The organism is Candidatus Planktophila sp. (assembly GCF_044232745.1).
GTDB lineage: Bacteria > Actinomycetota > Actinomycetes > Nanopelagicales > Nanopelagicaceae > Planktophila.
In genome coordinates this window covers 38,546-53,363 of the sequence record NZ_JBIILI010000003.1, presented here as the reverse complement: position 1 = coordinate 53,363, position 14,818 = coordinate 38,546, and the positions used below count along the sequence as shown (strand labels likewise).

12 protein-coding genes are annotated in these 14,818 nt (G+C 43.9%); 6 read left to right on the top strand and 6 right to left on the bottom strand.

The features are described from left to right. The first annotated feature begins 91 nt into the window (after positions 1-91). The 4 genes from AC9UGD_RS02975 (at position 92) to AC9UGD_RS02960 (ending at position 4,247) form a co-directional block, all read left to right on the top strand. Complete coding sequence (locus tag AC9UGD_RS02975; protein ID WP_509569343.1) at positions 92-1,312, top strand: saccharopine dehydrogenase family protein; 1,221 nt, start codon at positions 92-94, stop codon at positions 1,310-1,312. Then, entirely contained in the window at positions 1,313-2,080 is a 768-nt protein-coding gene (locus AC9UGD_RS02970; RefSeq protein WP_509569340.1) for an SDR family NAD(P)-dependent oxidoreductase, read from the top strand. It begins immediately after the preceding gene. 90 nt (positions 2,081-2,170) lie between these two features. Next, entirely contained in the window at positions 2,171-2,785 is a 615-nt protein-coding gene (locus AC9UGD_RS02965) for a hypothetical protein (protein ID WP_509569337.1), read from the top strand. Between the two features lie 115 nt (positions 2,786-2,900). Beyond that, positions 2,901-4,247: a GGDEF domain-containing protein gene (locus AC9UGD_RS02960; protein WP_509569334.1), complete on the top strand. Its 1,347-nt coding sequence runs from the start codon at positions 2,901-2,903 to the stop codon at positions 4,245-4,247. Here AC9UGD_RS02960 and AC9UGD_RS02955 read toward each other — a convergent pair. After that, on the bottom strand, positions 4,213-5,583 hold the full coding sequence (locus AC9UGD_RS02955; protein ID WP_509569331.1) for a cryptochrome/photolyase family protein: 1,371 nt from the start codon (positions 5,581-5,583) through the stop codon (positions 4,213-4,215). The genes AC9UGD_RS02960 and AC9UGD_RS02955 overlap by 35 nt on opposite strands. Before the next feature lie 14 nt (positions 5,584-5,597). Here AC9UGD_RS02955 and AC9UGD_RS02950 point away from each other — a divergent pair, with 14 nt between their 5' ends. Continuing rightward, on the top strand, positions 5,598-6,428 hold the full coding sequence (locus AC9UGD_RS02950) for an alpha/beta hydrolase-fold protein (RefSeq protein ID WP_509569328.1): 831 nt from the start codon (positions 5,598-5,600) through the stop codon (positions 6,426-6,428). Here the strand turns inward: AC9UGD_RS02950 and AC9UGD_RS02945 are convergent. From AC9UGD_RS02945 to AC9UGD_RS02925, 5 genes are all read right to left on the bottom strand, one after another. Then, the gene (locus tag AC9UGD_RS02945) at positions 6,383-8,227 is read right to left on the bottom strand and encodes a glycoside hydrolase family 13 protein (RefSeq protein ID WP_509569325.1); all 1,845 of its coding nucleotides are present in this window, start codon (positions 8,225-8,227) and stop codon (positions 6,383-6,385) included. The genes AC9UGD_RS02950 and AC9UGD_RS02945 overlap by 46 nt on opposite strands. Next, positions 8,187-10,136, bottom strand: a complete 1,950-nt coding sequence (locus AC9UGD_RS02940; RefSeq protein ID WP_509569322.1) for an alpha-amylase family glycosyl hydrolase — start codon at positions 10,134-10,136, stop codon at positions 8,187-8,189. The genes AC9UGD_RS02945 and AC9UGD_RS02940 overlap by 41 nt, the downstream gene beginning before the upstream one ends. A gap of 2 nt (positions 10,137-10,138) precedes the next feature. After that, complete coding sequence (locus AC9UGD_RS02935) at positions 10,139-10,822, bottom strand: sugar ABC transporter permease (RefSeq protein ID WP_509569319.1); 684 nt, start codon at positions 10,820-10,822, stop codon at positions 10,139-10,141. 164 nt (positions 10,823-10,986) lie between these two features. Continuing rightward, positions 10,987-12,525 carry an ABC transporter permease subunit gene (locus tag AC9UGD_RS02930; RefSeq protein ID WP_509569317.1) on the bottom strand — a complete coding sequence of 513 codons (1,539 nt, stop codon included), beginning with the start codon at positions 12,523-12,525 and terminating at the stop codon, positions 10,987-10,989. A 138-nt stretch (positions 12,526-12,663) separates the two neighbouring features. Then, positions 12,664-13,923, bottom strand: coding sequence for a sugar ABC transporter substrate-binding protein (locus AC9UGD_RS02925; protein WP_509569314.1), 1,260 nt, complete (start codon positions 13,921-13,923; stop codon positions 12,664-12,666). 223 nt (positions 13,924-14,146) lie between these two features. Between AC9UGD_RS02925 and pdxH the strand changes: the two genes are divergently transcribed. Then, positions 14,147-14,812, top strand: coding sequence for a pyridoxamine 5'-phosphate oxidase (gene pdxH, locus AC9UGD_RS02920; protein ID WP_509569311.1), 666 nt, complete (start codon positions 14,147-14,149; stop codon positions 14,810-14,812). Positions 14,813-14,818 lie beyond the last annotated feature (6 nt).

Here is a 14,818-nt window from a genome sequence, read left to right as displayed (position 1 = left end):
AAAAGGGCTAGCGTGCTTGGCAAAGGTTAGCGGTATAGATAACCTTCCCTTGAATCCACATTGGGTTTGAAAACTACCCGAAAGGCCAACCATGAGAGCGCTCGTTATCGGCGCAGGCGGAGTTGGCAGTGCAATCGCAAATATCGCATCCCGTAAGTCATTTATCACTGAGTTAGTTATCGCTGATTACGATGCTTCAAAAGCGCACGCTGTCACCCAGAAAATCCAAGACCCACGATTTACTTCAGTGGAGGTGGATGCCGGCGATCTGGCGGCTCTCGAGGGATTGATCCGAAAGGTCAATCCTGAGGTTGTAATCAACGCAGTGGACCCTCGCTTTGTCATGAACATCTTTAATGCAGCAAAAAATGCGGGCGTTAATTACATCGATATGGCTTTGTCACTTTCGATTGCACACCCAACAGATCCATTTAATAAAGTCGGCGTGAAATTAGGCGATGATCAATTTGCCCAACATGATGAATGGTTAAACCAAGGCAACTACGCACTTATCGGAATCGGAATCGAACCTGGTATGAGCGACATTTTTGCACGGTATGCCCAAGATTACTTATTCAGCGAAATTGATGCTGTGACAATTTTGGATGGATCAAGTCTTACTGTCGATGGGTATGACTTTGCTCCATCATTTTCAATTTGGACAACTATCGAAGAATGTCTCAATCCCCCACTAATGTGGAATGAAGGTTGGCATACCACTAAGCCATTTACTGGCGGTTTGACCTTTGATTTTCCCGAAGGTATCGGCCCGGTTGAATGTGTTGATGTTGAACACGAAGAAGTTGTTTTGATTCCACAAAAAGTTAAAGCAAAGAAGGTCAGCTTCAAATACGGCCTTGGCAATGACTTTATTGAGAAGTTAAAAACTATTCACGCACTTGGTCTTTCAAACAAAGAAAAAATTAACTATCGTGGAATGCAGATCGCACCTCGTGACTTCTTGGCTTCTTTATTACCTGATCCAGCAACAATTGGTCCTGTTATGCACGGCAAAACCTGTGCAGGTGCTCATGTTGCTGGTCTAAATAAAGAGGGCAAACCATATGCGTGCTACATCTATAACGTTGTTGACAATGAATGGTCGATGAAAAATTATGGCGATCAAGCAGTTGTGTGGCAGACAGCCATTAATCCAGTCATTGCAATGGAGTTGATTTCTAATGGCGCTTGGAAGCCTGCTGGGGTTGTTGGTCCAGAGTGGCTAGAACCAAAACCATTCTTAGACTTAATTGAGTCGTACGGCAGTAGCTGGCATATTCGGGATGAAGATCCCGCAGGAATCGTGGCATAAATGCAATCGTGGGCGCTCGTTACAGGTGCAACATCTGGAATCGGTGAAAGCTTTACTAGGTTGTTGGCGGAAAACAATTACAACATCGTGCTAGTTGCTCGCGATCTGCCGCGTTTGCAAGAGCGTGCTGAACAATTACAGGCTAAGTTCAAAATCCAAACCCACATTATTCAGGCAGATCTTGCGACAGCTTCTGGTTGCAGTGTGGTCGAGCAGTACATCGCAAACAATCAAGTTGATGTATTGATCAATAATGCGGGGTTTGGAATTAACAAGGCGTTTACTGTCTCGCAGCTAGATGCTGAACAACAGTTGCTTGACGTTTTAGTCGGGACCCCAATGCGCCTTATGCATGTGGCGCTTCCGCTGATGAAGCAGCGAAACAAGGGTGTTGTCATCAATGTTTCATCTGTTGCAAGTTTTATAGCCGGTGGCACGTACAGTGCATCAAAGTCATATCTAACTGTGTTGTCCGAATCACTTCATACTGAACTAACTGGTACTAATGTAAAGATCAGCGCCTTGTGTCCAGGATTTACTCGGACCGAGTTTCACCAGCGCGGTCGAATGTCCATGAAAGGTTTGCCGAGCTTCATGTGGCTTGATTCTGATGAATTAGTTGCAAAAGCATGGAGCGATGCGCTCAAGGGAGTGGCTATATCGATTCCGGGTTGGCAATACCAAGTATTGGTCTTTGTAATTAAAAGATTCCCACGTTCAATTGTCAGAAAAGTTGGCATGAGTGTGCGGAGAAAACAACGCAAGTAACGGTCATACCTTCTGATTCTCGGCGCGTTTTCAGTCTTCTTTAAGTAGCCAATCGATAGTATTGCCCCTATTACAACGAAGGGTTCATTCATGTTTCGTAAAATCGCATCATTATCAGTAGCACTCATCGTCGCAGGTGGCGTCATGGTCGCTGTTCCGGCACACGCTGCAACCAAGGTTTCAAATGGTGTTGCATGTACAAAATCCGGATCAACTACCAAGGTAAGCGGCGTGACATATAAGTGCGCGAAGAACCCACTTGTAACAACGAGTTCTAAATTAACCTGGCTAACAGTTGATTGCTTAACAACAGCAAATGCTGCTGTGAAAGCGCAAAAGGCTGCTGCAGCAACATCAGCACAATTCAAGGCGCAAATTCCTGTAATTGACCTTGGGATAACGACAGAAATTGCCAATCGTGCAGAGGTCCAAGTGAAATTAGATGCTGCAACTCTCAGACTTACCGGTGCCGAGGCAAAACTTGCGGCAGCAAAGACTGATGCAGACAAAAGAGTGCTAACAACTGCTGTTAATTCATGGAAATCGGCGACTCGAGCATATGCAAGCAAGATCCGTGGCATTGATCAGTTAATCAAGAAGCTAGAGGCATCAAAGCTTCTGGCAGTTAACAAGCCTAACGAGCTTGCTTCGAACGTTAACAGTGCTCGCGAAAATGCAAAGTTGATTTGTACAAAGGGTCTCTAATTCTTTAGATCTTTAGTTAAAACCCGCTACCTACCCGGTGGCGGGTTTTTTCTTACCTATGGATTCCCCTATTTCATTGTTGCTGTGATCTTCCTATTCTCACAACATGCGGGTAGTGAGATTTTCAGGATTCTGCCTGTTGGCTGTCTATCTATTCCTTCATCTGCTGTTCCCAACAGTATGGTCAGAATTATTTGCATTCAACATCATTCCAGCTGCGGCTATTGTCGCAATCTCGTGTGCACCACACATTAGCGACAGAGTTGCCAAGCCAAGTGTTGCTATCGCCGTCGGGTTTTGGGCAATTGGATCTGTTATTGCAAGCGTCGCAATCTTCTATTCATCGCAAACAGTTTCTAATACGGTCTCTGGCATTATGTATTTACTATTTTACCCACTTGCAATTGTTGGATTGCCACGCCTTCTTGCAGCAAACCGAAAACTAACAGTAATTGAGCTTGTAGATTCCTCAATATTTGGCTTAGGTCTAAGCACCCTATGTTCTGCTCTAGTTGCAAAACCAGTGCTTCCACATTTTGATGGCAACATTGGCGAAACCTTTTTTGCAATTATGTATCCCATTGCAGATCTGATTCTTGTGTGTGTCGTTATTGCAACTGTTTTTATGCAGTGTTATTCAAGACGCGGAGTGCTTCTAATGATGGGAGTAATACTATTTGCCCTGACTGATTTTCTCTTTTTGTGGCAAAATATTAATGGAAGTTATCTGATGGGCTCGATGCTAGACATTGGTTGGGTTGTCGCTCTTTTGTTGATTGCCGAAAGTTTTTGGCAGCCAGGAATAGATATAAATGCTCGCGAGGGAATCAATCCGGTTTTGGTATCAGTATCAGTATCACTGAGTGCAACCGTGTTGGCTTTAATTGCTATTCGACCTGATTATTTCCCTAGGTTTATTTTGATTCCAGCAATAGCAACGTTGGCTCTTGCATTTGCGCGTATGGCACTTGCATTGACCCAAGCTAAAAATATCGGCCAGGAAAGATTGTTGGCCAGAACAGATGAGTTAACGGGGCTTCCAAATCGGCGGCGTTTGGTGAGTGAGATCGATAGCTTTATTCAGAAAGAAGGAGCGTTGTTGCTTCTTGATTTAGATGGATTTAAACCAATCAATGACATCCATGGTCATGAAACAGGAGACAAGGTGTTGCAACAGGTTGCACTTCGTTTTGAGCGAGCTTTACCCCATGGTGCTTTATTGGCACGACTTGGCGGAGATGAGTTTGGGGTTTTATATGAAGGTGGTCATGAAAGCGCCATAGAAGTTGCTTTAGCATTACGCGCAACTTTGTCTTATCCATTTCATATCAATAACCAAGAGATACAACTTGGGGTCAGTATTGGTGTTGCTAAGAACACCGGAGAAAAGGATTTGTTAGTACGTGCAGATAATGCGATGTATAAGGCTAAGCGCGAGGGTCTAGGGGTTTGTCGGCTTTAATTTCTTGTAAGCGAGCAAGGGATTCAAGGCGCTCAGTGGCATGATCGACAACTCTTTCTGGATATCCCTTGCTGTAACCATCAAGGAATAACCACGGTTCATGAATTTCGGATGCAGAAAGGTGTGCCAGCTCGGGTACGTACTTTCGAATGTAATCCCCATTTTCGTCAAAACGTTTTCCTTGTTCGATGGGATTAAATATTCGGTAGTACGGGGATGCATCGGTGCCACATCCTGCAGTCCATTGCCAGCCATGGGCATTTGATGCAATGTCATAATCAACTAAATGCTGGGCAAAGAATCGTTCTCCAATTTGCCATTCCAGGTGTAAATCTTTCACTAAAAATGAGGCCACAACCATGCGGGTGCGGTTATGCATCCATCCTTCAGTTGCTAACTGGCGCATCGCAGCATCGACAAATGGATACCCTGTTTTACCTTCGCACCAAGCCTTGAACTGCTTACCAGGCTTGTCGTATCGCATCTCTGCAAATTTAGGTGCGTAGTACTCAAGATCTGTCATTGGGTTGTTAAAGAGGACATCTGCGTAAAACTCGCGCCATGCAATCTCTTTTCGGAAAGTGTCGTGAGCTTTACTTTCTCCAAGATTTTCAAGCAAGGTGCGGGGGTGAATTTCGCCAAACTTTAAATATGTGCTCATCTTTGATGTTCCATCAATTGAGGCGAGATTGCGATTTTCGTCGTAACTATCTAATCCAGATTTAGTAAATGTCTTGAAACGTGCAAGTGCGGCATTTTCTCCCGCTGCAATTACTTCCACCCCTGCCGGAACTGGAAAATCTGGAAAAGCCCGATACTTATCGGTTGGTTGAACGATTTCAAACTTTTTAGGTGTAACTGCAGGGGCTCTATAACCATGAGTCCGCCAACCACGATAAAAAGGTGTGTATACCTTGTAAGGAGTCCCATCACTTGGCTTTAGAACACGGCCCGGAGTAACAGCGTATGGACTTCCGGTACGGACTAACTTAATGCCTGACGCTTCAACGCGTGCATCGCGTTCTGCCCCATAACGCTCATATTCTGCGGATACATGAACCTCTTCCACGCCATATTGATCAATAAGTTCCTTAAGAATCGTAACCTGATCACCTTCAATTATGTGCAATCTATTTCCAAGTGATTCATCTAAGGCTCTTAGTGATTGACCCATATATGCCAGCAATTTTTCGCCAGCATCATTTATTTGTGACTTGTCTAGAATAAAAAGTGGAATGACTTGATCAGCAGAGTCGATCGCGGCAAATAGTGCTGGATGATCGTTTATTCGAAGGTCGCGACGAAACCAGATGATTGATGTTTTCGTCAGAGACATGGGATAATTCAATCATGATGCAAGAAATTAAGCGTTTTCAAGTTCGTGGGGTTCCGGGCGAAGTTGTACGGATGAAGTTTGGTGCCCGAACTGTTGATTATTGGAAGCCCCAAAAAGGCTCAGATAAGTTGCTTATTGCCCATGATGGACAAAATGTTTTTGACGGCAAATCCTCTACCCACCGTGGCCAGACGTGGGAAATGGCTCAATCAGCTATTCGCGTTAGCCGCGAACTAGGTATCTCAACCCCATCAATAATTGGGGTTTGGCATAGCTCGACTAAGGAAAACCCGTGGGGGCGTGGAAAAGATTTAGTGCCAGAAAAATACTTTCGCGAAGGTCTAGAAGTGCACAATGATTTTGCAAAAGTCTTAGAAGATAAGTCACTTTTACAGAGCGATAGCTATTTCAGGGAAATCTTCGAAACAATTCTTCCGGCACTAGAACCTGATATTGATCCACAGCAGACTGCCATGATTGGTTCTTCCATGGGAGCACTAGCAACTTTGTATGCCATGGCACAAATGCCGCAGCGATTTACAACAGCGCTAGCCCTTTCCCCTCACTGGCCATTTGGTGGCAATCCACTGGTGGAAAAAACAATTAACTCATTGCCTCAACCAGGTACGCATAAGGTATGGATGAGTCACGGAACGAAGGGTTTAGATTCCGAGTATGCACCTTTCCAAGTACATGCCGATACATTAATGACGAAGCGTGGTTATCGATCTAATGATTTTGCTTCTCGTGTATACCCACGTAGCGGTCACAACGAAAGATCGTGGGCTAAGTACTTGGATCAGCCACTTAGCTTTTGGCTAGATTCTAAAACCCATACACCTTGAGCAGGTTGATTTGAATTTATCGAAATTGTTGCTCCGTTAGCAGAAACTCCATACAAACCAGCCTTAACTACATAGCCAAGTTTGCTTAAATCAATTGTTGTTTTTACAGCTTTTCTAGAGACAAAAACAAGAATTGTTTCTTTCTTTGATTCACGCAAGAAAGCTAGGCAGTCATCTTGGACTAAAACCCAGCGTAATCCACCATTAATGAAGGCATCATGCTTCTTTCGTATTGAGATTAATCTTTTTACTTCATTGAGAAATTCGGTATCCCAGGCGCTTTGATTGTCCCAATTGAAAGTTCTACGGGAATCTTCACCTGATGATCCCTCTAATCCGATTTCATCGCCTGCAAATATTGACGGTACACCTGGGTATGTCAACAGTAATGTCATCGCAGTTAGATGCAATTTCTTATCCCCAAGCACAACAGTTCTCATTCGAGCTGTGTCATGAGAGTCCAACAAGACCATGCTGGCTACTAGTGATCTCCAGGGTATCGAGCCATTAAATGAACCCATGCTGGCAACTAATTGTTGTCCGTTGATCTTCGGCATAGAAAATGGCAGACCTTGGAAGCCGCCACCTATTGTCGTATTGAGATTTATCCAGTTCCACACAGGTCGCATGAAACCTTGATAATTCATTGCACCGTGCCAACCAAATCCATTGAGATCGCTTGCAATAAAATCTCCGTTTTCAGCAACAAGCCATGCATCAGGTTTTACATCATCCATAGCTTTTCGAATCCCATGCATTACTTCATCATGCATGTCATCAGCGCCTAAGCGACCTGTCATATTGCCAACATCAATCCGCCACCCTGCCATTCCATACTTAGGCGACAACCATTGCTTAACAATTGATTTCTTTCCTTCATACATTTCTTTACGCAAAGCTTTTGAATGAAAATTCAGTTTTGGCAGCGAGGCTAGACCCCACCAACCGACATATCCATGCTTTACCGATTTATCCCAATAAAAATAGCCGCGCTCTTTCGACTTTTTGTCGCGCTGTGCCTTAGCAAGCCATGGGTGGCCCGCTCCGCAATGATTAGAAGTTAGATCCCCCAGTAGCCGGATCTTTCTCTTATTCGCCGCTGAAACCAGCCTAAACATTGCTTTATCGCCGCCCAAAACGGGATCTACCTCGGTAAAACTACTGGCGTCATATCGATGATTGGATCTGGCCGGGAAAAATGGCGTGAAGTAAATGCCATTGACGCCGAGCTCTGTTACATAATCTAAATGCTCTTCTACTCCAGTTAAATCGCCACCATATAGCTCGGTACCTGTTGCTCTGCTACCAATTGTAGGAAGTTCATTCCAACCGCGCGGTATTGCCCAATCAGGAATTGAGCGCTTTGTCGAAGATTTAGCGAATCTATCCGGAAATATTTGATAGAAAACTGATGATCGGATCCATGCCGGATACGCGGGTATTGCAACGATTTGAAAATCATTATTGGTATGTACATCATGATCATAAAAACCAGCTGCATTTAACCATTCATACTTATTGACATCAACAAAAACGAATCTATATTGGGTAGAAAGATTTTCGATCGCAACCTTTACTGACCACCAATTTTCGGTTTCACCATTCTTTTCAAGATTTAACTCAAAACTGCGTGGTTCTCCGTCGTGATACAGACGGACAAATGCTTTAGCAAAGATATAAGTCTTTGGTACACGCACACGAAGGACGACTTTATCTCCAACTTTTGGAGCAGAATTACTTACATATAGTTCGCTACCATCATGGTGCGGAAATAGTGAGTTTGGTGATTGGGAAAACAAAGCTTTCTCCTTTCGAATTGCGCGCGGTTGCTTTCAATTCAAGTTTCTTCTTTGGGAAATCTAGCGGGTCGATGAATATTGAATACGGAGCGCCAGTATCTATACCTTGTGAAATCCACTTGGTGCTTCCTGCATTTCTGGCGAAAAACTCAACAGACAAAAAGTCCTTTGAACTAATTCCAGCTTTGACCTTGTAAAAACCCGTTAAGTCATCCGGGGAGGTGCTTAACTTTGAATGTTTAGTAGCAAATTGGTTAATAGTGTTGCTGGCCTTTAAAACGATCGTAGATAGCGCAGGAACGGTGAAACTGACCTTATTTAGATTAGTTGTTACCTGAGTAGAACCAAGGATTTGAATCCATTCCCCACCCGAAGTAGCGGTAGTTACTTCCACAACCTCATCAGTATCGGAGTTATTAAAGGCAACTAAGTACTCTCTGTTGTCTGCAACATCTTTCTTTGAAATTACATACAAGGCGTACTTTGAGTAGCGCTCGAGCATTGGACCATTTGCTAGGGCGGGATTACTCTTACGAATCTCAGCCAACTTGATCAAATAATTGGCAACTGGACTCTGACTGGTGATCGAAAAGGAGTCACCATTTCCAATCGGTGAGCCACCAACTCGAACTTCGTTTTTCCATAGTTCGATATCCGTTGGGAACATATCCTGTCGTGCAAATTGATCTTTACCAGAATTTGAGCCAGTCATTCCAACTTCGTCGCCGTAATACACGACAGGTATGCCACGTGAGAAGTACATCAAAGCGTTAGCTAAATTGGTTCTTGGTAGCAACTGATCTGCAGGTTGAATACGTTTGCTGGCAATTGTGTAGCCAACTCGACCAACATCGTGATTACCTAAAAATGTTACAAGGTTACTAGCTGAAGATTGTGCACTTGTGTAATAGTCATCATTTTCAAAGAGCGCAGACAGCACCGGCGCATTGGAATATCCCGAGGCAAATTCGGTGGCTTTGGCTTGGAATGGGAAATCTAAAACTGTTTCGATTTTGTTTTGTCGCACATAGGTCATGAGATTCAATGTGCTGTAGTCAAAAACTTCGCCAAAAATTGTAAAATCCTTAATGTCAGATTTTTTAGCCGTAGCCTTTATCAACGGAGACCAATTCTTAAAGAAATTATCATCAACGTGACGCGCAGTATCGACTCTAAAACCTGCTATCCCATACTTGGAAATCCACTTTCCATAGACATCAGCCCAACCCTTGTAAACGACAGGTTTTTCGGTTGCAAGATCATCGAGGCCATAGAAATCACCCAGCTTGGTGCAATTTCCAGCTCCCCAGCATCTGCCCACATCTCCAACATTGTGATAATTCCTAATGTCATTGAGCCAAGCTGGATTCTTCAAATTCTTAGATTCAGCTGGAAGGTAGGCTTCATTTCCAAGATACTTAATAACATCGCCGGTGTGGTTAGTTACGACATCTAAAATTATTTTTAGTCCTAATTTTTTTGCACAATTAGAAAAGTCGAGCATGTCAGCATTCGTTCCCAAATGCGGATCCACATTGAGAAAATCGGTACCCCAATATCCGTGATAACCAGAACCAGCGCCAATTGCTTCTTGCTGTGTCACTACGGGGGTCAGCCAGACCGCAGTAAAGCCCAATGACTTAATTCTGGCTAAACCATCATCACCCGGTTCGCATGTCCCAGTTAAACCTTTTAAATCACCACCGTGGTAAAACGCCGTAAGTGATGTGTTAAAACCACCATTATCGTTGTTCTTCTTATCTCCATCTTTATATCTATCTGGCATAACAAAATAGATCAGGTCTTGCGAAAGCCCAACCTTCGGTGAATTAAAATTCGCACCAAATGAGATCGCTGATAGAGAAAGGAAAGCCGAAACAAATAGTGCAAGTATGATCTTGCGTTTCACAGTTATCCCTTAACAGATCCGGCGGTAAGCCCATTCACAATGTATTTTTGTAGTGATAAGAAGATGATGACGATCGGAATAGAAGCAAGAATTGAGCCGGCGGCAAAAGCACCCCAGTTGCTTGCATACTGACCGCCGATAAATTGCTGTAGACCAACAGCAACTGTTCGCCCGCTCATTTCTACCAAGAATAAACGCGCAACAATAAATTCATTGAATGTGCCAATAAAACTTAGTAAACAAACAACTGCTAATACAGGCGTAGCTAGTGGAATAAAGATCAACCAGTAAGTCTGCATTGGGCTAGCGCCGTCGATCTTTGCCGCCTCATCTAGTTCGGCAGGGATTGAGTCCACAAAACCCTTGAGCAGCCAGATATTGACGCCCATGGATCCGCCTAAATAGACAAGAATCAAGCCTGCTTGAGTACCTAGACCAATACCAGGTGCGAATGAGTACACACGTTCCATGATTACGTATACCGCTGAAAGTGCCAAAATAGATGGGAACATCTGAACGAGAAGCAGTAATTGAATACCGAATTTCTTGCCCTTGAACTTCAACCGGCTAAATGCGAAAGCTGAAGCAGCACCAATTACTACCGAGCTGATTGCTACTGCAGAGGCAATAATCAAAGAGTTCTTTACCCACGCCAAAAATGGAATCTTAGGTGAAGAAAAGAGCATTTTATAGTTTTCAAAAGATATCTCGCGTGGCACGAAAGAAGTCAGGTTAAGACTTCCGGTTGGGTTAAAAGAGGACAGCACCACTAGGTACAACGGAAACAGAGCAAATACGCACATGATTATTGCGAATGTGTGGCGCCATAGATTTTCTCGAAGCCATTTTGTCATCCGAAGGTCTCCATTACTTTTGATTTACGCAAGCCATAGAAGGAAATTGAAGCCACCAGGAAGAAAATCAATACTGAAATTGCACTAGCAAGTCCAAAGTCAAGGACATTTCGACCAAACGCAATCTGGTAGGTATAGCTGATCAAGATATCTGTGGCACCTGCAATCTCACCATCTAAGGTGTTTCGCGGACCACCACCGGTTAAGAGATAAATCAAATTGAAGTTATTAAAATTAAAGGCAAAAGATGCAATAAGAAGTGGTGACAGAATCTGTAACAACAATGGAAGGGTAATGTTTCTAAAGACTTGTCGTGGATTTGCACCATCGATGGCTGCAGCCTCCTGCAGCTCTGATGGAATCGCTTGTAAAGAACCTGAGCAGATTAAGTAGAAGTACGGGAAACCTAACCAAAGATTTACCAGCAGAACCGCAGCGCGGGCAAAGTTGGGACTAGAGAACCAGGCGATATCAGTGTTTAAGAGATTGTTGATTGCACCGAATTCGGTGTTAAACATTCCTCCCCAAATCAAAATACTCATGATGCTTGGCATTGCATATGGCAAAATCAAAATAGAGCGATAAATACGGCGTCCTCGCATCTTTCGATTAAGCGCTAGTGCTAGCAAGAGGCCGAAGGCGAAGGTGCTTAAAACTGTTAGCGAAGCGAAAATAACAGTCCAAATGAAGACTTTGATCAACGGAGTTCGCACGCGAGAGTCAGTTACTAACTTTGTATAGTTTTCAAACCATACAGGAGCTCGCCATCCTGGCGTCAGCATTTCCTGCGGTGATCCTTCAAGAACGAAGTTACCTCTGTTGTTATCAACATAGATTTCTCCGGTTTGCAGATTCTTCATCGTGTCAGATTTGGCATCGTAAGCCAAAGATTGTCTAAATACTGCGCCCACTCCTTGACCTTCGATAACAATGTAATAGCCATCTAAGTATGTGTATCTAATTTTGGTGTAGGCATCACTGGTTGCTAATTCATCAGCTGAAAGCTCGGTAAAGCCAGGCGCTGTAGTTGCAACACCATATTCATTAATGGTTAGTTCACTCGCGTTTAAAGTAGTGAGTTCATCTGCAGTTGAAACATAGAATTTTTGATTAGCAATATCAGAAACCAAAATGGCTTCCTTGCCATTTGAGGCTTTTCCTGAAACAAGATCAAAAGTCGTTTGATTAGCATCCGGTTCAACACCACGGATTAGTACCTGCTCGATTGCAGCATCTTTAGAAATATAGTTACCGGTTTGATAATTGTAGGTAGACATCAAAACTGTAAAAAGAATTGGCGCAATTACGAAGGCAATAAAGAACAAAATGCCCGGAACGAAAAATTTAAGAGGGATTGAAATTTTTGTGAAGTAGGTAAAGTTAAGTGCCACGATCGCAACGACTAGAAATACGCCGATTGCGATTTCACCTGAAGCAACTGCGCTCTGAGCCAATAAGCTCAATATTGCTGTTACGAATGCAAGGATGATTATCTTGAGGATTAATGCAAATTTACCTCGAAAAATAGCGCTCACTTTTTACCGCTTCCTTATTTCTTAATTCTGCAGATTGTGAAAGTAGTAGCGTGGGCGGGATTTGATCCCGCCCACGCTATTGAACTTTTAGACTGTGAAAGTTTTAACTTCTAACTTTCATTCCCTAAGAAAAATCTCTTAGAGATCAGCCTTTCCTGCTGCGACGTTAGCCTTCCAAATTGCAGCAAGCTTCTTAGCTTCTACAAGTGGATTCTTTCCGTCTACCAAGACTGCAGTCCAATACGCTGGAGCTGAATCCCAGTAGTTAGCTCCACCAGCGTTGGTGTTCAAGAAAGCACCAATCTGTGGAATTGAAGAGAGGCTTGCAGCCGCTCCCATAGCCTTCTGGCCACCGAGTACGAGCTGGCTCTTCTGAGCGCCCTTCTCGGCTGGTGGACGACCTTCTTCAGCCTGGTATGCAACCTGGCCCTTTGTTGATGCGAAGAAGCTAGTTAGAAGTGACTTAGCTGGAACAGCTACTCCGTGTGCTTCTGCGTAAGAAGTAAGGAATGCACCGCTAACAGATCCGAACATCTTTCCGTAAGTTCCGGCCTTTACACCTGGAACAGGCATGATGTTCATATCGAAGCCAGCTTCTGCGAATGTACGCCAGTGCCAGTTACCAATAATTGCAAATGGAACCTTGCCAGCTAGGAAGTTATCCTGGCAACCAGTGTCAGTTGCTGGCCAGAAGCCATTGCTCTTACCCTTTTTGTCAAGAAGTAATGAACTTACATTCTTAGCAAATACTGTTGGGTCAAAGCTCTTATTGAAGTTAACAGTTCCATCAGCGTTCATTAGGTAAGGCTCTGCACCAAGTGCTGAGAATCCTGAAAGAGCGCCCCATGACATTCCGCCGCCAGCAACACAAAGTCCAGCCTTTAGGCCCTTGCTTGTCTTGTTAGCTAGGTAGTACTTAACCATTTCGCCGTATGTCTTTGGTGCTGTCTTTACTAGCTTTGTGTTGTAAACCATTCCAACGTTGTTTACATCTACAGGAACGCCGTAAAGCTTTCCACCGTATGAAAGATCAAAGAACTGGCTTGGAGTGAATTGTGCCTTCTGCGCTGCAGTCAAAACTACAGGAGCAAGCTTTCCGCTCTTAGCAAGTGCTGGAACCCAGTCGTTACCTGCAACGAAAATATCTGGACCTGTTGTGCCTGATGCCTTATCAAGTGCATCTTTCAAAGCATCGTAGCTTGAGAAAGAAACAACCTTGATTGTGCTTCCTGGAACCCAGTCGCTCTTCTTTGCAAAAACTTTAGTTAGGTTTGGTCCGCGTGTTTCGTCGGCCCAAATAAGAATTTCACTTGCGGCTTGTGCAGGAACAATTGTCACGCCAGCGGCAAATGACAATGTTGCAGCAAGAGCAAGACCCTTAAGTAGTCTGTTCTTCACTAATTGTTCTCCTTTTAGATTTGGAAGCCACTTCTTGGGGGTGCTGGCTTCCTAGTGACCTCATCCCACTCCTTTTAACCCTCATTTGCAAGAAACTTCTGCTAAATAAGCGGGTTTTGAGGGCGTTTTTATTGAATTGTTATAAAGAGCAAGGCTTGCATATCAGTTTACAGTGAGGCGTTTTTGAGGTGCATTGGCAGAGAATCTGGGGTTCGATAGGGCAATGGCCGACGAAATTGTTACCCGCGAAGAGGTCAGGGCCATGCGCCGTTCCTATGGTGATGCTGGATTAGAAACTTTGTCCGATAATCCATTTAAAGCTTTTGCACTGTGGTTAAAACAAGCACATGAAAATGCATTAATTGTTGAAGCAAATGCAATGGTGCTTTCAACTTTAACAAGTGATTCGCAGATTGAAACCAGAACTGTTTTGCTTAAAGATATTTCTGATGGTGGATTTACTTTTTTTACAAATTATGAATCCCGTAAAGCCCATGCAATAGATCTCAATCCAAATGTTTCATTGTTGTTTCCTTGGTATGCAATGGAACGACAGATTGCTATCAGTGGGGTTGCAGAAAGAGTTTCGGAACAAGAATCAGATGATTACTTTGCAACCCGTCCATGGGGATCTCAAATCGGTGCATGGGCAAGTCATCAATCATCACCACTGGCATCACGCGCCGAATTAGAACAACGCGTCGAAGGCGCATCACAAAAATGGCCAGAAGGAACCACAGTTCCAAGACCGCCACATTGGGGTGGGTATCGCGTGACGCCATTGAATATTGAGTTTTGGCAAGGTCGCTACTCACGTTTGCACGACCGATTACGGTATGAGCGGGCTAACACCACCGCCGATTGGGAACTCAATAGGTACTACCCGTAGTCTTAG